Source organism: Nocardia sp. NBC_01388 (assembly GCF_045040085.1).
GTDB lineage: Bacteria > Actinomycetota > Actinomycetes > Mycobacteriales > Mycobacteriaceae > Nocardia.
In genome coordinates this window covers 4,846,146-4,862,732 of sequence record NZ_CP109553.1, presented here as the reverse complement: position 1 = coordinate 4,862,732, position 16,587 = coordinate 4,846,146, and the positions used below count along the sequence as shown (strand labels likewise).

Below are 16,587 nucleotides of genomic sequence, written 5' to 3'. Positions count from 1 at the left end.
TGCGTTCGGGGCTGCGGGGGGTCAGCCGCAGCAGTTGGCGCCGGAGGTCAGGGCGTCGGCCTTGGCGTCGCTGCCGCAGCAGGCGCCTTCGGCGGCGGCTTGCTGGGCGGTGCCGCAGCACGGTGCCTGATCATCCTTGTGTGCCGCGTCGGCGAGTGCGATTTCCGGTGTCACACCGAAGGTTTCGCTGTCCGCGAGGACGGTGTAGACCTCCCAGCGCTCGGCATCGGGGGCGGTGACCCACACCTTGTCCTGGGTGGCGAAGCAACACGTGGTCGCGATCTGCTCCTCGGTGAACAGGCCCGCTTCCGAAAGCCGGGCGATCTCGGCGTGCACCTGGTCGGAGGCATCGACCTCGACACCGAGGTGATTGATGCTGCCACCCTGGCCCGGGTTCTCCAGAAGCACCAGCTTGAGCGGCGGCTCGGCGATCGCGAAGTTGGCGTATCCGGGCTTGCGCTTGGTCGGCGCGGTGTTGAGCAGGGTCGAGTAGAACGCCACCGCCTGATCGAGGTCGTCGACATTGAGGGCGAGCTGGATACGAGACATGAGAACCTCCGCTTGTGAGACATATGTCGAAGTACTTGCAGGACCAGTCTCGGTCACAACTTCGACATATGTCAAGAAGGTGTCTAGGATTGGTTTCATGCCCAAGACGTTGCCCGTGATCGACATGTCCGCCCCGGTCTGCTGCTCACCCGTGGCGGCCGGGCCGATCGACGACGACGCCGCACTGGAAGTCGCGTTGCGGCTCAAAGCGCTCGCCGACCCGGTGCGGGTCAAGCTGATGTCGCTGCTGCTCACCAACCCGCTCGGCGAGGAGAACACCGGCACGTTGGCCGCGACGGTCGGGCTGGCCGAGTCGACACTGAGCCACCATCTCGGGCAGTTGAAGAAGGCCGGCCTGATCGAGTCCGAACGCCGCGGCATGAACATGTACCACCGCGCGAGGCGAGATGCTCTGTCGGCGCTGTGCCTGGTCCTGGACCCCAACTGCTGCACCTGAATCGCACTACGGCTGGCGAGTTCCGTTGATCGTCAACTGGTTTCGGTGGTGGTCGTAATGCTGCCCCGGATACCGGTAGATGTCGGTGAGGGTCATGTACTCGTGAAAGTACGGGTCCCAGCGATTCGGGTAATGCATCCCGCGGGCGAAGTCCGCATCGGTTTGCTGCCGCAAGGATCTCTGCATCGAACCGATCACCCGATCGAGCTTGGCCCCCATCCGGCGCCGGTTGTAGACCTTCGCGGCAACCCGCGAGCCGTAGAAATTGATGACGTCGAACGGTCGTGTCGTCGCATTCAGCAGTCCGGCGTACGCCCGACTCGGTCCGGCGGGTAATCGCCCGAACAGGCGCATGAGAACGAGCAGTTTCTGGGCGATCATGTACCCGAAAACCATGTGGAACAAAAGTTCCTCGTTCGTCCACCGCGTGCCGTTCGATCGCGTCGCCCACTCCTCGTCGCCCGTGGCGGCCAGAAGTCGGTGAAAGTCGTGCCGTACTCGTTCCAGGTCCGCGCTCAACGCTTCCCGGTCGATCTGTGGCTGTGACATCGACGCACCTCTATTCGGCATGCCGGAATCTGGACCCGCACAGATCGATCATCGCGCGGTTACGCCGATAGTCAAGAGATCCTCGGTCCGAACGTGTACTCCACACGCGGTCACGGTAGCGATACACCGCTTGGCAAGAGGCAGTGGCCGGGCCCCGCGGGCTCACGATGGGTTCGTGGGCGCAGCCTCCTCCATATACCCTCGCCGAGCTCGGCAGCCGGCAGAATCGTTGCAGCGCCATTCAATTCGGTGGTGCGGACTGGATCGGGCGGTCGGGTAGCATCCAGGCGCGGAGCGCGTAGGTCGAATCGGCTCGCGCGGGTGAGCGGATGCTGCTTGCCGCCGTTCAGGAGCCGTTCGCCGATGCGGTGGAGCTGGACTGGTCGTGCCACACGGCTTTCGCGCCACTGTCACCGATCCGGTAGACCGCGACCACCGAGCCGGCCGATACCGCGAGCGCCACGACCGCCACCGCAATGACGATGGCCTTGTTCGCGCCGGCCGTCTTCGCCTGTGCGGCCGGCCATCTCAGCCGGGTGCGGAGCCGCTCGTCGTGGATGGCCCACCACGCGGCGGAGAGCAGAACCACCCCTGCCGACCAGAACAGCATCTGATCACCGAGATGCGCATGGGCTCGCACCAGCGGGTTGCGCGCTGAATTGTGTTCGAGCCACTCACCAGCGTGTGAGGTCAGTGGGACCGAGACGAGCGTGGCGAACGCCGCTATGGGAGTGAGGATTCCGAGGCGCCGCCGGGCGGCCGGCCATAGGACCGAGAGCGTCAGCAGCAGTGCGGTCAGTGGCACCATCACCACGACGATGTGAACGAACAGGACGTGGGCGGGCAGCCCGTTGATCGTGGTGGGTCCCAAATCGGCACGGCTCCTTGGTCGCGATGTGTGGCAGTCGGTCGAGCGCAGCGTAGTGGCCGGTTCTTCGAAGATTCTGGGAGCCGGGACGACCCGGCGGTCACCGGCTTGCGGCGACAGGCAGGTGCATCGTGAAGGTCGCGCCCAGGCCTGGCGCACCGCCGACGGTGATGTACCCGTCGTGAGCTTCGACCACCTCGCGGACCAGCGCGAGGCCGATCCCATGTCCTCTGACACCCGCACTGTGCCCGTCACCGTGCGCGAACCGGCGGAACAGCTGTTCGGCATTGCGAGGTTCGAGTCCGGGCCCGGTGTCGGCGACGGTCACCCGCGCCTCGCCGCCTGCCCGGGTAACACTCAAAGTGATGGTGCCCCCAGGCTTTTCGTGGTTGAGCGCATTGTCGACGAGCGCGAAGACCGCTCGTCGCAGGGCGGGGCGGACGCCGCTGATACTGACGTTCTCGGAAGCTGGGTCGATGATGACATCGACGGCGACACCACGAGAATCCGATTCTGCGGCAACACTTTCGGCGACTTCGCGGCACAGGTGGACCAGTTCGACGCGCTCGTTGCGGCCGGGTTCGTGCCGCGCGGTCGCGGCCAGCAGCAGGTCGTCGACGACGTCGGCGAGCGCACGGGTGTCCGCGACAAGCCCGTGCAGTTGGGCGCTCAACGCGTCGTCGAGATCGTTTCGGCGAGCCAGCAACTGGGTCCGGGTGTGCAGCACGGTCAGCGGGGCGCGCAGTTCGTGCGAGGCGTCGGCGACGAAGCGTCGCTGCAGATCCAGTGCCGCGGCCAACGGCTGGATCGCGCGGCGCGAAAGCGCTACGGCAACACCGGCGGCGGCGGCCAAGCCGGCCAGTTCGGCGGCCAGCAGGGCAAGCAGCAATCGCTGCAGCCCTCGCTGCCAGGGTGTCAGGTCCAGCAGCACCGCGATCTTCCTACCGGATTGGTCGACCACCAGAGCTCGGTAGTCCACGTCGCCGGCTCGCATATTTCGGTAGCCCACCGGTTCGGTGACCGCGTTGGCGGTCGGCGCGGGTGCGTTCGGGCTGACGGAGGTGCGGCCGCTGGGCTCGCTGATGGCGATCGCCATTCCGGGCGGCGGGTCGCCGACATCGTCGACGCTCGTGGCGACCTGGGAGAGTTGCTCGTCGATCTGGCTGTTCTGGATGTGTGCATCGGCGATGTAGAGCGCGACTCCGACCATTACCAGCACCGCGGCGAGCGCGAGCGCGGACTGCACCGCCGCAGCACGTGCGGTGCGCCGCAGCACGATCCGTTCGGTCGGTATCGCGGCCGGTCTGTCGCGGCGGCGCGGTTTCACCGGCGGCCGAGCTGATAGCCCAGCCCGTGCACGGTGTCGATGACCTCGCGCCCGAGTTTGCGGCGCAGATAGTGCACGTAGGTATCGACGGTGCCGATGGCGTCGGCTCGATCGAAGACCAGATCGAGCAGTTGCGGCCGGGTGAACACTTGCCTGGGCGCCCGGGCCAGGGTCGCGAGCAGTCCGCACTCGCGCTCGGACAAGATCACCTCGTTGTGGGCGCCGTCCGGGTCGATGACTGTACGGTTCGATAGCACCAGCATCCGTGCGCCGACCGGAAGTGACACGGCGGTAACAAGGTGCCGACGGTGCAGGGCTCTAATCCGCGCGAGAAATTCCGGGATCTCGAACGGTTTGACGAGGTAGTCCTCAGCGCCGGCGTCGAGACCTTCCACCCGGTCCGCCAGCGCTCCGCGGGCGGTGAGGACCAGTGCGGGGGTAATGACCGCTCGCTCACGTAGTGCGCGCAGCAGATCCAATCCGTCCAGCACCGGCAGTCCGCGGTCGATGATCATCACCTCGAACTCTTCGGTCAACCCCTGGTGCAGCCCGCTCTGCCCGTCCCCGGCCGCTTCGACCCGGTAACCCTCGTCGACCAGCAGTCTCGTCACCATCTCGGCGAGCTGGCGGTCGTCTTCGATCAGTAACACCCGGGGGCCGTCGGTGTCGGTAGCGAGCATGCTGCCAGCGTGCCATCGAATTGCTCCGGAACGCTGCTCCCGGAGCATACGCAGGGCGGATTCCCAGAACGTTCCAAGAGTAGATGCGCAGGATGGTGTTCGACGCTGTCGACGAGGAAGAGGTGAGCCATGGCGTTTTCGCAACCCAGTCGCCACGCCGGGCGCACCGCGATCGGGGCACTGCTGGCTCTCGGTGTGGCGGGCACCGTCGGTGCCTCGGTGACCGCGTATTCCGACACCAGCGCTGCCCCGGTATCGACACCTGGCAATGGCACTGCTTCGACTGCAGGACAATCGAATTCACCCGGAACAGATAACGGAGTCGGCAGCGGTGCGGTGCCGCAGATTCGGCCGGGGACAGGCTCGTCGCACGCGCGCTCGAGCGGATCGTGATGTCCCCTCGCCTGTCGGTGCGCACCGACCCGAACCGGCCCGTAGCTGCTGAATGGGCGCTGTGGAGCACGACGGCCCGGCTCGTTGTCACCGATCCAGCCAGGCTGGCGTCGGCCAGCAACCTGGTCCGTGCGCACCTGGACGCGGTTGATCGGGCGTGCAGCCGGTTTCGCAGCGACTCGGAGCTCGTTCGGCTGGGTGCCCACGGTGGCCGGTCCGTCCAGGTCAGTGCACTTTTCGCCGACTATTTGCGTGCCGCGCTCGAGGTCGCGAAGACCACCCATGGCGACGTCGATCCCACTGTGGGGGCTGTGCTGGTCGATCTGGGTTACGACCGCGACTATGCGTTGATCGCCGACGCCGATGTCATGGAAAAGGCTGCGCCCGTGCGGGTTACGGTCACCCGGCGTGCTGATTGGTCGACGATCACCCTCGTGGATCACGCCGTGACGGTGCCCGAGGGTGTCCTGCTCGATCTCGGGGCGACGGCCAAGGCTGTCGCCGCGGACCGATGTGCAGACCTGGTGGCGCGCGAACTCGATTGCGGAGTGCTGGTCGGTCTCGGTGGCGATATCGCCACCGCCGGGCCCGCACCGGCGAACGGATGGCAGATCGAGGTGCGCGACGGGCCTGCCGAACCGGGTTGCCAGATTCGGCTGCCGGGCGGGGCGGCGGTGGCGACCTCCAGCACCCTGCGCCGACGGTGGTTCCACGGCGGCCGGCTCGTGCACCACATCGTCGATCCGCGGACCGGGGTAGCGGCAGACCCGGTGTGGCGCACCGTCTCCGTCGCGGCCGGCTCGTGCCTGGCGGCGAATGCGGCAAGCACCGCGAGCATCGTCCGTGGCAGGACGGCTTTCGGCGAGCTTCGCCGATCCGGGTTGCCGGCCCGGCTGGTCGATCGCGACGGCCGGATCAGCACCCTGGGCAACTGGCCCGCCGAGAGCGACGAGGCGTAGGCGATGCAGACCAATGTGGACCAGGCCCTCTGGGCGTTCGGCCGGGGGAGCGGAATCATCGCCCTCGTCATGCTGACCGTGTCGGTGGTCACCGGCATCGGTGCCCGCTCCGGGCGCACGCTGGTGTTACCCCGCTTCGGCCTTGCCGAATTACACCGCGGCGCCGCGCTGATCGCGACCACCCTGGTCGCCGTCCACGTGCTCAGCCTGCTGGCAGATCCGTATTCCCAGTTGCGATTGGTCGACGTCCTGGTGCCCTTCGCGGGACACTACCGTCCGCTGTGGTTGGGACTGGGAACAGTCGCCGTCGATCTGCTCGTCGCGATCGTGGTTTCCGCACTGTTGCGCCGTCGTCTCGGCCCCGGAGTGTTTCGTGTGATCCATTGGGCCACTTATGCCTTCTGGCCGGTCGCGCTGATCCACGCACTCGGTGCCGGAACAGACGCGGGGCGGCCATGGATGCTCGCGATCGCAGCGGCGTGCACGCTCACCGTGGCGGCGGTGCTGGCTTGGCGAATCAGCCGCGACTTCGCCGAATTCGGGCAAGCGCGCGAGGGGAGTATCCGATGAAGAATCACCGCGCACCAATTGTCGCCGTGCACAACGATATCCGGTCTGTTCCTCCCTCGGGTGCGCGTCGCCTGTTGGCCGCTGCCGGGCCGGAACTGGACGCGCACATCGCATGTCATGGTCCGCTCGCGGCGGCGGCGAATGCGCAGATGCTCATCGACATGGTCGCCGCTGCCGGGTTGCGCGGTCGTGGCGGCGCCGGATTCCCCACCGCACGCAAAATGGCGGCGGTCGGTGCGGGCCGCAGGCCGATTGTCATCGCCAACGGCGCCGAGGGAGAACCCGAAAGCAGTAAGGATGCTGTTCTGCTTGCCCGCGCTCCGCACCTGGTGCTGGACGGGCTGACCGTCGTCGCTGATGCCTTGGGTGCGCAGCAGTGCCACCTGTATGCGACGGAGCCAGCGCTCGATCCGGTACGTCAGGCGCTGTCCGAACGACACGCCGCCGGATACCGCGGACCCCGCATCGAGCTCACCGCCGCACCGGCGACTTTTCTGGCGGGCGAGAAGTCTGCCGTCGTCAACCGCATCGCCGGGCGGCGTGCGCTGCCCAGCGATCAGCGAGTGAGCTTGTCGGAAGCGGGATTACGTGGCCGACCGACACTGGTGCACAATGTCGAGACCCTCGCGCAGGTAGCCTTGATCGCCCGCTACGGGCTGCGCTGGTTTCGCGCTCTCGGCACCACCGACGAGCCCGGCACCATGCTTGTCACCTTGTCCCGGACGGCGGTGACAGGTGTCGTCGAAGTGCCCATCGGCACTTCCTTGCTCGACGTGATCGCCCGCACCGGACACACCGATCCCGGCACGGTGCGGGCCGTGCTGATCGGCGGATACCACGGCACCTGGGTCCCCCGCGCGGCGCTGCAGCGAGCCGCACTGTCGGCAACCGCGCTGCGCCCACTACGCGCCACACTCGGCGCGGGACTGCTCCGGGTGCTCCCAACCACCGACTGTGGTCTGCGTGCGAGCGCCGACATCACCACCTACCTTGCCGAACAGAGCGCAGGGCAGTGCGGGCCGTGCCGCAACGGGCTCCCGCAACTCGCCGCCGCCTTCACTGAACTGGCCTACGGGCACCGTGGTGATCCCGCCGAGGTCATGCGATTGGCGCACCTCGTGGACGGCCGCGGATCCTGCCACCACCCCGACGGCACTGCCCGCATCGTGCGATCCGCCCTGACCGTTTTCGCCGATGATGTTCAGCTGCATGCGCGCGGCACCTGTCAGGCAGCCTTCGCCGCAACCGGAATCAGGAGCCCGCGATGACCCACACCGTCCCCGGAGACGACACCTGGCGGCTGCACATCGACTGGACCCGATGTGATGGGCGGGGACTGTGCATCGAATTGCTCCCCGAAATCCTCGACCGCGACGACTGGGGTTATCCCGTTTCTCTTACTACGCCGGTAATCAGTCCCCGATATGGCGTCGCAGCTCGCGACGCGGTCGCGCTCTGCCCGCGCCTGGCTCTGACCTTGATTCCGCTCCGCGACAGCTGATCCGACGATCGATCGGGACGAGGGCCGCCGCCGAGTACGTCGAAGCGTTCGGCGAGTTCGATTGCGGGTATCGCGTCGAACAGATTCGATAGACGAGGAGTGAACCGCGTGAGAGATCAGGTCAGGACAAACTGCGTCGAACATCGCTGTCGGTCCGATCGCCTGGGCGAGGCCGACCGGCGATACCGCCGGGCGTTGTCTCGCTTCGCCGATCGTCTCGTCGGAGATTCGAATCGCGCCGACGACATAGCGCAGGAGGCGATCGTCAGGCTGTGGCAGCACCCGAATTTGCTCAGCCAGTCGCCGGGGACACTGCGCTCGTGGCTGTTCACGGTGACGCGGAACCTGGCTTATGACGAGCTTCGGTGCGGTCGGCGGCGGCACGAATTCGTCGCCGGCGCGGACGGGCTGCCCGAGCCCGGCATCGCTGATCCGTGCGCGGGCGTTGCCGTTACCGTGGTGGTCCGGCGTGCTCTGGCAACGCTGAGTCACGATCATCGAGTCGTCATCTTGTATGCGTACTACGCAGGCGCGAGTACACAATTGATCGCCGACGAACTCGATGTCCCACGCGGCACGGTCAAGTCACGTCTGCACTACGCGATGCGCGCACTCCGGGCCGAATGCTCTGCACAAGGTGTGACGGTCGACGCCTGAATCTGTTCGGGGGCACACGTCCCGTGCTCATCCACCCGTTGCGGCGATCATGACGGCCGCCTCCCGTGCTGCGCGGCACCAGCGGTCAAAGCCCGCAGAGTCCGAGCGATCAGGGCGTTGTCCGTAGTGGCGCAGGCACTTGCTATCGGGATTCTGCCAGTTCGGCCGTGCCGGCGCTCGAAATATGTTGGAGCGCTTCGGGCGGGGAGGGAAGGGAACCCTCTCGGGGAAGGATGACGGTGAAGATCGCCCCGTGACCGAGTTCGCTCTGCACACTGGCGCGCCCGCCGTGCGCGGAGACGATCGCCTGAACGATCGACAGGCCGAGTCCGGATCCGCCGCTGGCTCGGGTACGAGAGCTGTCGGTGCGGTAGAACCGTTCGAACACTCGTGTCGCGGCCTCGGGCGACAGGCCCGGCCCGGAGTCGATCACGTCGATGCGTACCTCGTCGACGGACGGTGTGAGACGCACGGTGATCGGTGTGCCGGCAGGTGTGTGGTTCAGCGCATTGCCGAGCAAGTTGGTCAGCACCTGACGCAGCCGCGTCTCATCGCCGACTACCTCCATCGTGCCCTCACCCGGTTCGACATCCAATCCGATGCGCGGTTGCGGGCCGGCTGGATCCTTGCGCTGCCGGGCGACCGCAGCTTGTGCCGTGTGAATCGAATCGCCCGTCAGACCGAGTAGATCCACCGGCTTGCGGTCGAACGGGCGCTTGGCGTCGACGCGCGCCAGCATCAGCAGGTCCTCGACCAGCAAACCCATGCGCCCGGCTTCAGTTTCGATGCGGGCCAGTACCGTGTCGGGATCGGTGCTGGCACCCTGCCTGTACAGTTCCGCGAAGCCGCGGATCGTGGTCAGGGGAGTGCGCAACTCATGGCTGGCGTCGGCAATGAACTGCCGCATCCGTGCCTCCGAGCGGCGGGCGTCCTCCTCGGACGCCTCGGTCGCCGCGACACCCTGCTGGATCCGGGTGAGCATGACGTTCAACGATTGCGCCAGCCGATCGACCTCGGTATTGACCCCTCGCACCGGTACCCGCCGATGCAGATCACCGTCCGCGATCGCCGCCGCGGTCTCTTCGACTTTGCGCAACGGCCGCAGGCTTCGTCGCACGACGAGATAACCGCCGCTGGCGAGCACCAGCAATGCGCATGCGGCGGTGACGATTTCGAAGTAGATCAACCGTGACACGATGTGTTCGTTGTCGCTCAGCGGCAGCCCGATCGTAGTCGAGCCGAATTCGTTGGTGGTGGTGAGCACTCGCCAGTGCACGCCGGCGCGATTGGTGGAATCGACGGTTTTCGGACGGTCAGTACTCTGTGTGCTGAGATCCGGTGTGCCCGAAGAATTGTCGCCGCCGTTGAGTTCGAGGTAGGGCGCTCCATCGGGACCCTTGCGTTGCTCGAAGAACTTTCGGGGCTGCTCTCGCGATGGATTGGGCTGGGTGGGCGGAGCGGTCATATTGGCCGGGATCCATTGTGTGCTGCCGTCATTGGCGGTCACTTGTTTCATCGCCCGCGGCTGTGCCCAGGTACGCGCCGCGTCATAGAGTTGCTCGTCTGTCCGCTGTGCCAGGGAACGGCCGAGCACCGAGGTTACTGCGACGCCGCAGGCCAGCAGGACCAGCCCGGATAACGCCACCAGCGCGACTACCAGCCCGACGCGCAGCGGCACGGCCGATGCCCGCAGCGAAAGTGTCTTGCGCACACTCACCACTGGCTCGCCTGCGGTCCGCATGGCGTACTGACGACCTTCGACTCGTCATGGATGGCGGACAGTCGCGCTCCGGGAGCTCGGTTGGACATCGGTCTAGGTTGCCCCGGGCGCGCATACGCAACCTCTGAACGCGCTGGGTATTTCCTGTGAGTGCTATTTCCTGCTGTTACTGCTCCGGATCGACCGGACTGCAGCCCAGCAATCAGGCGTCGCGCGTCGTGCACATCGTCAGGCTCGCGGTTCTCCTGCGCCCCTGAATATCTCGGAAGAACACAAGGACCGGGCCTGGTCATCGCCGCGCAGGTGTTTGTCGGCACAGCATGTGACAAGGAGGGAGGAGTTGGCGTGACTCTCAGTGAATACCCTTTGGTCCGTTTTCAATTCGAATTGATCGCTGTGAGTTTCCTGCGAATCCGGTTGCGCATCGGCCGTTGTGCCTACTGGGTTATGTGACTTCGCTATCATATTGAATGCAACATCCTGTTTTCGCAAGGCGCATACGTCCTCTGGTTTCGCTGTTCGTTCAATCACGACAGCCGGCACAGTTCGTGCGCGGCTGCGCGTCATCTTCGGAATGACCGACAGGAGTGGTGGAAATGCAGAACTTCGCGACCGGTTTCGGAACGATCGGGTACGACGTGCTGTCGATCGGACAGGGGGTGGTGTCGCTGCTCGGCGACGTCATCGGAATGGGCGGCACCGGCGCCGGCCAGTACCCATTGAATTGATACGCCGCCGATGTCGGTTTGCGCACGGTTGCTGACTCACCCGGGTGCGAATATCCCTCACTTGTAGCGTATTTCGATCGTTCCGGCGCATGTCGCAGTCATCGGGATGCGCCGGTTCACGACCGGTCGGGTGGTGGATTCGTCCTAGCCCGGCGTCACGGTGATTAACCGTCGAAATCTGGTGCGGCCGAGCAGTTTCAGTGACCAGCACAACGGTCGCCGGGTGAGGTCGAATCCGATCAGGCAGATCGCTGCACCTACCACGAAGCCTGCCAGTTCGTCTTGAGGGTAGTGGGCGGCGGTATACACGTCCGCGAAACCGACTGTCAGAGCGGCGATCACGGCGGTCACCGCGAGGTAGCGATGGACCAGAAGCATGCCGGCCGCGATCGCGCCTATTTCCACCGCGCGATGACTCGGGAACGAGGGACCGGCCCGACTGGTGAGAGCCAGAACGCCCGAATGCGCAACATACGGCCGCACCTTGCCGACAGCCGCTGCCAACGGTTGGTTCAGCCGAGCCGCGATGACGGTGGCGACGGGTGCCCAGAGCGCGGCTGCCATGGCGGTCGCGCTCATGCGCCGCCGAGCAACGAACAGTCCAGTCAGCGCGAGTCCCACGAACAGCAGTGCCGCCGTGCCGAGGTACGCCGAGACGATCGGATGCAGCCACGGCGTAGCGCGGGCAAAGGCATTGATATGAAGGAAGATTTGCGTATCAAGCGTCGGATGCCCCGGTACGCCGGTGCCGGGTCTCATTGCGGCGGAAGCGGCGAGCGTTTCGACGACTCTGTTGGGCATAGCGGACAGAATGGCACAGACGCCTCGCCTCGGTACGGATCGTCTGCGGGGTGCATTCATGAGGCAGCTCTAGGTCGCGTCGTGACTTCGACTTTCCGGCTGTGCAGAGGCAATTCGGCTGTCGTTCGGGTCCGCTGGCTCGGTCCCGACCATCGACGAAGTGGTGCGGCCCTTGGTCGGCTGCTCGCACTACATCGATGAGCATCCTCAGGTGTTCAACGTGCTGCATGGCATAGATGCGGGCCGGCGGCACGCCGGAGCGAACGCGATGCGCAGCAACAACACATCGGCCGCAGACCCGCGGCGTACGGTTGTGGGTCAGTGCATCGCCATATCGACCCGCAAACCCTGAGCTGCGTTCTTCGCCTCCGATCTGTAGTCTGATGCGGCTAGACCGGTGCGATCGGGCAGTAATTTAGGCCTCACCGTGCTGAGAGGATTGGTGATGTTTTCGCTCGGCCGCTCGATAAGGCTCGGCAGTACAGTGACCGCCCTGTTACTGGTTACTGCGTGCTCGGCCGGCAATCGTTCAGCGGAGACCCTCGCGGCCCCCGTGCATCTGGCGGCGGTTCCTGCGGCGGAATACGCTTTCCCTTCCGCGTGGGCCGGTGACTACACATTCCAGTGGAGCGCCGCCGACGGCATCGACCTGACGGGACCGGAATCGACGGTCGTGCGAGCGTTGGCCGAAAGCAAGCGCCTGTCGCTGTCGGTCGGGGATCGGCTTGCCTACCCTGGATACTCCCAGGCGGTGTCGCAGGTGGGCTGGCTACATATTCCTGACGGTGGTTCATATCCCGCCGGTGCACGCGAGGGCGATTGGCAGTTGCGCTGGGCCGGAACGTTTCTCGCCCGGATCCTGCAGGTCGATCCGAACGATCACGGCTTCACCGCCGCGTACTGCCTCGACTTCGGCAATGTCGCCGAATCCGACGACGGTGGCAAGTCCTATCACTGGCGGCCCACCCGTGAAGACGGTGAAACAGCGCGTGGTTGGGTCAGATGGCTGAATGTCACAGCACCCCATGGCGAATCGCAAGCAACGTCGATGCCGACCGACACAGGCGGACCGGTGCATCGCGCGCCCCGCTTCAATGTGTTCGACGGCTGGACTGTGACCGACGCTTGGGGTCCGTCGCCGCAGCGCGAGGCCGATACTGCCGAAGCCGACGGCTGTACGCAATGGACGCAATCGAATCCGCATGCGGAACCGCCGATCGTTACCAGCGCTGAAGGGCGCGAACCGGTTACGCCACCGGTAGCGCAACCCCCGGCTCCGGGGTGGCCGGTGACATGACGGTCATCAGCTTCCGCGCGCCACATGTGTGCCGGGTACGGAAGCTGTCGCTACACTGGCCGAAAATTTGACGGCCACTTCGGCTCCGAAGAAGCAGTGTGGCGCCGTGGACGCTACGCCATGGCGGCCTGGTGTGTTGAGTTGGCAAGCGAACCAGGCGCTTCCGATGACGGTGCGAATTGACATCCGTCCCCGCCTGAGAATTCAGGCGGCGCAAAGGCAATCGGCACAGAAGCGCTCGTATGCCGTTTCTTGTATTGCCCGAACCTCTCCATCCTCCGACGATGCCGCCGCTTCTCATCCGGCAGGCGGCAGGCAGAGGCAGAATGGGTGACCGGCTGGGTCGAAGAGAACTCGGCACTTGGTGGGCGCTGCTTGATGGCTGGCGAGTCGCGCTCCGAGTCGCACGGCCGCTTCCTGCGCCGAGTCGAGATCTGTCACCGCCAGATCTAAATGGACCTGTTTCGGCGTGCCTTCATCCGGCCAGCTCGGTGGATGGTAGTTCGGCACGCGGATGGCTGTGAGGATCATGTGGGGAAGCTTCACGCTGACGAACCTCTCAGTGCTCGTTGCGATCACACCACCCAGCATTTCAGCCCAGAAAGTTGCAAGGACGATCGGATCGTCGCAGTCGATGGTGATGGATCCCAGGTGCGCTACAGCCACAGCTCGATACTAGAACTTGTTGCAGGAGTGTTGAAGCTGCAGAGCCACCTTCGATGCTGACCCACTGCTGCCGTCCCTGGTCCAACATTTGTCGGACGTGCACGGTCCGGTGTCCCGCAGGAACGAGACACCGGACAGGGTGTGGGCCGAGCATCAGAGGTGGGCCAGAGCGTCCTGTCCGACGCACATGGCCAGGCTGACCAGGATCGTGACGTTGGTCAGCGACACCAGGCACATCGGCAGCGAGGGTGGTTGCGGGGTGTGGTCGTCGCCCAGTAGTTGTGCCACTCGCGCTGCGCCGGCGCCCTCGAAACCGGCCGCGCCCGCCAGGTGTGCCGGAGTGTCCAATGCGAGCAGGGCGGCGGCGACGGGCCGGGCTCCGACTGCGGCGACTGCGGCCCGGTCGGCGCGTAGTTCGGACTGCTCCTGTTCGTGCGCGGCCCACCAGGCCAGCAGTGGAAACAGGAAGCCGGCGTCGGCGAGTGAGCGGAAAACTAGTCGGCGCAAGGGATCTCGGCGGCGCGCGTGTTCGGCTTCATGCAGCAGCACCGCGTCGAGTTCGGTGGGCGAGAGGCGCTCGACCAGGCCGGTGGTCACCCGTATACGGGGTCGTAGGAAGCCGCTGCAAAAGGCTGTCGCTGTGGTATCGGCCAGACATAGCGTCGAGATCGTGCCCGTGCGGTCGATGGCCCCGCGCAGTGCGGGCGGGATCGGAGTAAGGGAGAGTGCGCGCACGGCATTACGACTGCGCCTGGCCAGCCAGAGCCCGCGGGCGGTGGTCAGCGTCAGCCCCGCGATCACCACAATGGCGCTGGCCAGACCGAGGCATTCGGGCAGTGTCATCCCCATGCACACCGACATGGGCATCTGCCACGAGAACCGGATTCCGCCCAGGATCGCCAGGATCGCGAGGTGGACCGGCCAATCGTAACGCGGGGAGGTCATGAGCCCAGCTCGCGCAATCGGCGCCGCTGCTCATCGGTCAGTTCACCGAGCCGAGCCGCGAAGGCCGCCAGCGCGGCATCGCCGTAGCGTGCCACCACCTCGCCGGCTTCGCGCCGGCTGGCGGCCGCCAAGTAGTCGGCGGGTGTGCCTGCGGCGCGGTAGGTGTGCGCCCGGTGGCCCACCCGCGCCTCGGCGTGCAGCAGGCCCTTGTCGGCGAGCCGGCGCAGCGTGGTCATCACTGTTGTGTAGGCCAGTTCGGGCACCAGGTCTCCGATGTCGCGGACCACGAATTCGGTTGCGACGGCGCTGGTCCAGACCAGCCGCATGATGCGGCCCTCCAATCGGCCCAGCGCCGCGACCGCGCGGTCGAGTGTGTCGGTCATCCCACCCCATTCCAATTACTACTCATCGATAGTAGAGCGTGGCGGACCACGGGTGTTGGAATCGGGCGGGCTGGTTATCGGGGCTACTCGGTCTCGCCGCGGCGGGCGGTCACCAGCCAGGTCGCCGTGCCCAGCCGTAGGCCGTCGTCGGTTTGCTTGGGTGCCAACGCCGTGCGCAGCGCCAGTTCGAGTTCGCGGTCGGCCTCGGCGTCGAGTGTGGCCAGCAGGGACCGTGTCAGTGGTATAGCGCGCAGGTAGGTCAGGGCGTCGTCGATATCGCGCGCGATCCACGGGCGTTCCTGCACGGGGGTGATATCAATGTGGTCGAATCCTGCACTGGTCAATAGGTTTCGAATGCGGTCGGGATCGGCGAGGGAGAATCCGCCGGGTTCGTCGGGGTCGCGCTTCGGCATCGGAATCCGGGCGGCAAGCACGCTCAGTGGCAGCGTGAAGTACTCGTTGCGGTCGGGGGACTGCCAGGTGCTGAACACCAGTCGGCCGCCGGGCCGCAGTGCCGCAGCGATATTCGCGAACGCGGCAGACGGATCGGTGAAGAACAGTAGCCCGAAACGGCTGATCGCCACGTCGAAAGCGCCGGGCGTGAACGCGTGCGTCTGCGGATCGGCTCGGAGGAAGGTCACCTGGGCTGCCTCGTGGGGCGTGCGCCGCCGCTCCGCCTCTGCCAGCATCGGCGCGGACACATCGATGCCGAGCACCCGTGTGGCTCCGGCTGCTGCAGCGGTGTAGGTCGTATCCCCGGTGCCGCAGCCGATATCGAGCACCGCCGCTCCCGGCTCGACCGCCGCAGCTTCGATGATGCGGTCGGTGATTCCCTGGTGCATGCGGGTGTAGCGCTCGCGCTGATCAACCCAGTGCAGCCCTTCCTCGCCGGACCAGCCTTCGGCTGAAAACCTGTCGGCCGTGCTCGTCGTGACTGCGGTGGATGTCGAATTCGCTTCCATACCTCTGCCTTTCACTATCTACTATCGGTTAGTAGTAGTTACTATATTGCGATAGTAGAGATCCGTGATTCGATCGGCAAGGGCGGATCTGCCCGGATCGTCAGCACTGTCGAACAGTGCGTCGGTGCGCGAACTCGCATCCTGACGGCCTCTGGCCGAAGCGGCCCATCTGGCAAGTGAGGACGTTGGGCACGGCGGTGATGTCCTCGGACTCTGCTGGTGCTGGGGCCTGCGGTGGGATCGTCGATATCGACACAGTCAGGTGACTTTCCACCGACGTGGGATTGAGGAGTTGAGATCGATGGACATGAACAATATGGACATGCAATCGCCCGTGATGCAGGTCGTGCACACGATCATGATGTGGCTGCACCAGCAGGGCATCCTGCCCCCGATGACGATGTGATTGCCTGCGGCAGCAGCTGCGCCAGCTCGACGAGACTTGAGCTTGAGCGGCTTCCGGGCCATCGTCGCGCAGCCCCGGCTTGATTCCTTAGTCGGCGGCACCCAGTGTCCGGTCGGCAATCCGCTCGACGAACAGTGGGACGAAACTTCGGACCGGTCGACCGATGGCC

Annotated in this window: 20 protein-coding genes; 8 read left to right on the top strand and 12 right to left on the bottom strand. The window is 65.7% G+C overall.

Annotated elements, in window-relative coordinates; all coding sequences use genetic code 11:
* Positions 1-21: 21 nt before the first annotated feature.
* Positions 22-549, bottom strand: coding sequence for an ArsI/CadI family heavy metal resistance metalloenzyme (locus tag OG716_RS23915; protein ID WP_405132996.1), 528 nt, complete (start codon positions 547-549; stop codon positions 22-24).
* A 97-nt stretch (positions 550-646) separates the two neighbouring features.
* Between OG716_RS23915 and OG716_RS23910 the strand changes: the two genes are divergently transcribed.
* Positions 647-1,006, top strand: coding sequence for an Rv2640c family ArsR-like transcriptional regulator (locus OG716_RS23910; RefSeq protein WP_405132995.1), 360 nt, complete (start codon positions 647-649; stop codon positions 1,004-1,006).
* A 6-nt stretch (positions 1,007-1,012) separates the two neighbouring features.
* On the opposite strand, the gene OG716_RS23905 is transcribed toward OG716_RS23910, so the two are convergent.
* The 4 genes from OG716_RS23905 to OG716_RS23890 form a co-directional block, all read right to left on the bottom strand.
* A complete protein-coding gene (locus OG716_RS23905) occupies positions 1,013-1,555 on the bottom strand; it encodes a DinB family protein (RefSeq protein ID WP_405132994.1) in 543 nt (180 codons plus the stop codon).
* 346 nt (positions 1,556-1,901) lie between these two features.
* On the bottom strand, positions 1,902-2,426 hold the full coding sequence (locus OG716_RS23900) for a DUF2231 domain-containing protein (protein WP_405132993.1): 525 nt from the start codon (positions 2,424-2,426) through the stop codon (positions 1,902-1,904).
* A gap of 97 nt (positions 2,427-2,523) precedes the next feature.
* The gene (locus OG716_RS23895; protein WP_405132992.1) at positions 2,524-3,699 is read right to left on the bottom strand and encodes a sensor histidine kinase; all 1,176 of its coding nucleotides are present in this window, start codon (positions 3,697-3,699) and stop codon (positions 2,524-2,526) included.
* A 47-nt stretch (positions 3,700-3,746) separates the two neighbouring features.
* Entirely contained in the window at positions 3,747-4,430 is a 684-nt protein-coding gene (locus tag OG716_RS23890) for a response regulator transcription factor (protein ID WP_405132991.1), read from the bottom strand.
* 392 nt (positions 4,431-4,822) lie between these two features.
* Here OG716_RS23890 and OG716_RS23885 point away from each other — a divergent pair, with 392 nt between their 5' ends.
* The 5 genes from OG716_RS23885 to OG716_RS23865 all read left to right on the top strand — a co-directional run bounded on the left by OG716_RS23885 (position 4,823) and on the right by OG716_RS23865 (position 8,510).
* Complete coding sequence (locus OG716_RS23885; RefSeq protein WP_405132990.1) at positions 4,823-5,782, top strand: FAD:protein FMN transferase; 960 nt, start codon at positions 4,823-4,825, stop codon at positions 5,780-5,782.
* A 3-nt stretch (positions 5,783-5,785) separates the two neighbouring features.
* Entirely contained in the window at positions 5,786-6,352 is a 567-nt protein-coding gene (locus OG716_RS23880) for a ferric reductase-like transmembrane domain-containing protein (RefSeq protein WP_405132989.1), read from the top strand.
* Positions 6,349-7,620 carry an NADH-ubiquinone oxidoreductase-F iron-sulfur binding region domain-containing protein gene (locus OG716_RS23875; RefSeq protein WP_405132988.1) on the top strand — a complete coding sequence of 424 codons (1,272 nt, stop codon included), beginning with the start codon at positions 6,349-6,351 and terminating at the stop codon, positions 7,618-7,620. Before OG716_RS23880 ends, OG716_RS23875 begins: the two co-directional genes overlap by 4 nt.
* Positions 7,617-7,853 (top strand): ferredoxin, encoded by a 237-nt coding sequence (locus tag OG716_RS23870; protein ID WP_405132987.1) that lies wholly within the window; start codon positions 7,617-7,619, stop codon positions 7,851-7,853. The genes OG716_RS23875 and OG716_RS23870 overlap by 4 nt, the downstream gene beginning before the upstream one ends.
* A gap of 99 nt (positions 7,854-7,952) precedes the next feature.
* Complete coding sequence (locus OG716_RS23865) at positions 7,953-8,510, top strand: sigma factor (RefSeq protein WP_405132986.1); 558 nt, start codon at positions 7,953-7,955, stop codon at positions 8,508-8,510.
* A 142-nt stretch (positions 8,511-8,652) separates the two neighbouring features.
* Here the strand turns inward: OG716_RS23865 and OG716_RS23860 are convergent, their stop codons facing one another.
* Entirely contained in the window at positions 8,653-10,251 is a 1,599-nt protein-coding gene (locus OG716_RS23860) for a sensor histidine kinase (protein ID WP_405132985.1), read from the bottom strand.
* Positions 10,252-10,826: 575 nt separating this feature from the next.
* Here OG716_RS23860 and OG716_RS23855 point away from each other — a divergent pair.
* Positions 10,827-10,958 carry a hypothetical protein gene (locus tag OG716_RS23855; RefSeq protein WP_405132984.1) on the top strand — a complete coding sequence of 44 codons (132 nt, stop codon included), beginning with the start codon at positions 10,827-10,829 and terminating at the stop codon, positions 10,956-10,958.
* A 144-nt stretch (positions 10,959-11,102) separates the two neighbouring features.
* Here OG716_RS23855 and OG716_RS23850 read toward each other — a convergent pair whose 3' ends face one another.
* Complete coding sequence (locus OG716_RS23850; RefSeq protein WP_405132983.1) at positions 11,103-11,759, bottom strand: phosphatase PAP2 family protein; 657 nt, start codon at positions 11,757-11,759, stop codon at positions 11,103-11,105.
* Positions 11,760-12,204: 445 nt separating this feature from the next.
* Between OG716_RS23850 and OG716_RS23845 the strand changes: the two genes are divergently transcribed.
* Positions 12,205-13,056: a hypothetical protein gene (locus OG716_RS23845; protein WP_405132982.1), complete on the top strand. Its 852-nt coding sequence runs from the start codon at positions 12,205-12,207 to the stop codon at positions 13,054-13,056.
* Between the two features lie 297 nt (positions 13,057-13,353).
* On the opposite strand, the gene OG716_RS23840 is transcribed toward OG716_RS23845, so the two are convergent.
* From OG716_RS23840 to OG716_RS23820, 5 genes are all read right to left on the bottom strand, one after another.
* Positions 13,354-13,722, bottom strand: coding sequence for a VOC family protein (locus tag OG716_RS23840; RefSeq protein WP_405132981.1), 369 nt, complete (start codon positions 13,720-13,722; stop codon positions 13,354-13,356).
* Positions 13,723-13,875: 153 nt separating this feature from the next.
* Entirely contained in the window at positions 13,876-14,667 is a 792-nt protein-coding gene (locus OG716_RS23835; protein ID WP_405132980.1) for a M56 family metallopeptidase, read from the bottom strand.
* Complete coding sequence (locus OG716_RS23830) at positions 14,664-15,050, bottom strand: BlaI/MecI/CopY family transcriptional regulator (RefSeq protein WP_405132979.1); 387 nt, start codon at positions 15,048-15,050, stop codon at positions 14,664-14,666. Before OG716_RS23830 ends, OG716_RS23835 begins: the two co-directional genes overlap by 4 nt.
* Before the next feature lie 83 nt (positions 15,051-15,133).
* Positions 15,134-16,012 carry a class I SAM-dependent methyltransferase gene (locus OG716_RS23825; RefSeq protein WP_405132978.1) on the bottom strand — a complete coding sequence of 293 codons (879 nt, stop codon included), beginning with the start codon at positions 16,010-16,012 and terminating at the stop codon, positions 15,134-15,136.
* Positions 16,013-16,505: 493 nt separating this feature from the next.
* Positions 16,506-16,583 carry a three-helix bundle dimerization domain-containing protein gene (locus OG716_RS23820; RefSeq protein ID WP_405139869.1) on the bottom strand — a complete coding sequence of 26 codons (78 nt, stop codon included), beginning with the start codon at positions 16,581-16,583 and terminating at the stop codon, positions 16,506-16,508.
* Between the last annotated feature and the right edge of the window lie 4 nt (positions 16,584-16,587).

What these genes read in the sequence shown, in the direction of transcription:
- OG716_RS23905 (WP_405132994.1), bottom strand. Translation starts at nt 1,555, where the DNA reads ATGTCACAGCCACAGATCGACCGGGAAGCGTTGAGCGCGGACCTGGAA.
- OG716_RS23845 (WP_405132982.1), top strand. Translation starts at nt 12,205, where the DNA reads ATGTTTTCGCTCGGCCGCTCGATAAGGCTCGGCAGTACAGTGACCGCC.
- OG716_RS23910 (WP_405132995.1), top strand. Translation starts at nt 647, where the DNA reads ATGCCCAAGACGTTGCCCGTGATCGACATGTCCGCCCCGGTCTGCTGC.
- OG716_RS23870 (WP_405132987.1), top strand. Translation starts at nt 7,617, where the DNA reads ATGACCCACACCGTCCCCGGAGACGACACCTGGCGGCTGCACATCGAC.
- OG716_RS23860 (WP_405132985.1), bottom strand. Translation starts at nt 10,251, where the DNA reads ATGCGGACCGCAGGCGAGCCAGTGGTGAGTGTGCGCAAGACACTTTCG.
- OG716_RS23880 (WP_405132989.1), top strand. Translation starts at nt 5,786, where the DNA reads ATGCAGACCAATGTGGACCAGGCCCTCTGGGCGTTCGGCCGGGGGAGC.
- OG716_RS23885 (WP_405132990.1), top strand. Translation starts at nt 4,823, where the DNA reads ATGTCCCCTCGCCTGTCGGTGCGCACCGACCCGAACCGGCCCGTAGCT.
- OG716_RS23855 (WP_405132984.1), top strand. Translation starts at nt 10,827, where the DNA reads ATGCAGAACTTCGCGACCGGTTTCGGAACGATCGGGTACGACGTGCTG.
- OG716_RS23830 (WP_405132979.1), bottom strand. Translation starts at nt 15,050, where the DNA reads ATGACCGACACACTCGACCGCGCGGTCGCGGCGCTGGGCCGATTGGAG.
- OG716_RS23915 (WP_405132996.1), bottom strand. Translation starts at nt 549, where the DNA reads ATGTCTCGTATCCAGCTCGCCCTCAATGTCGACGACCTCGATCAGGCG.
- OG716_RS23825 (WP_405132978.1), bottom strand. Translation starts at nt 16,012, where the DNA reads ATGGAAGCGAATTCGACATCCACCGCAGTCACGACGAGCACGGCCGAC.
- OG716_RS23875 (WP_405132988.1), top strand. Translation starts at nt 6,349, where the DNA reads ATGAAGAATCACCGCGCACCAATTGTCGCCGTGCACAACGATATCCGG.
- OG716_RS23835 (WP_405132980.1), bottom strand. Translation starts at nt 14,667, where the DNA reads ATGACCTCCCCGCGTTACGATTGGCCGGTCCACCTCGCGATCCTGGCG.
- OG716_RS23890 (WP_405132991.1), bottom strand. Translation starts at nt 4,430, where the DNA reads ATGCTCGCTACCGACACCGACGGCCCCCGGGTGTTACTGATCGAAGAC.
- OG716_RS23850 (WP_405132983.1), bottom strand. Translation starts at nt 11,759, where the DNA reads ATGCCCAACAGAGTCGTCGAAACGCTCGCCGCTTCCGCCGCAATGAGA.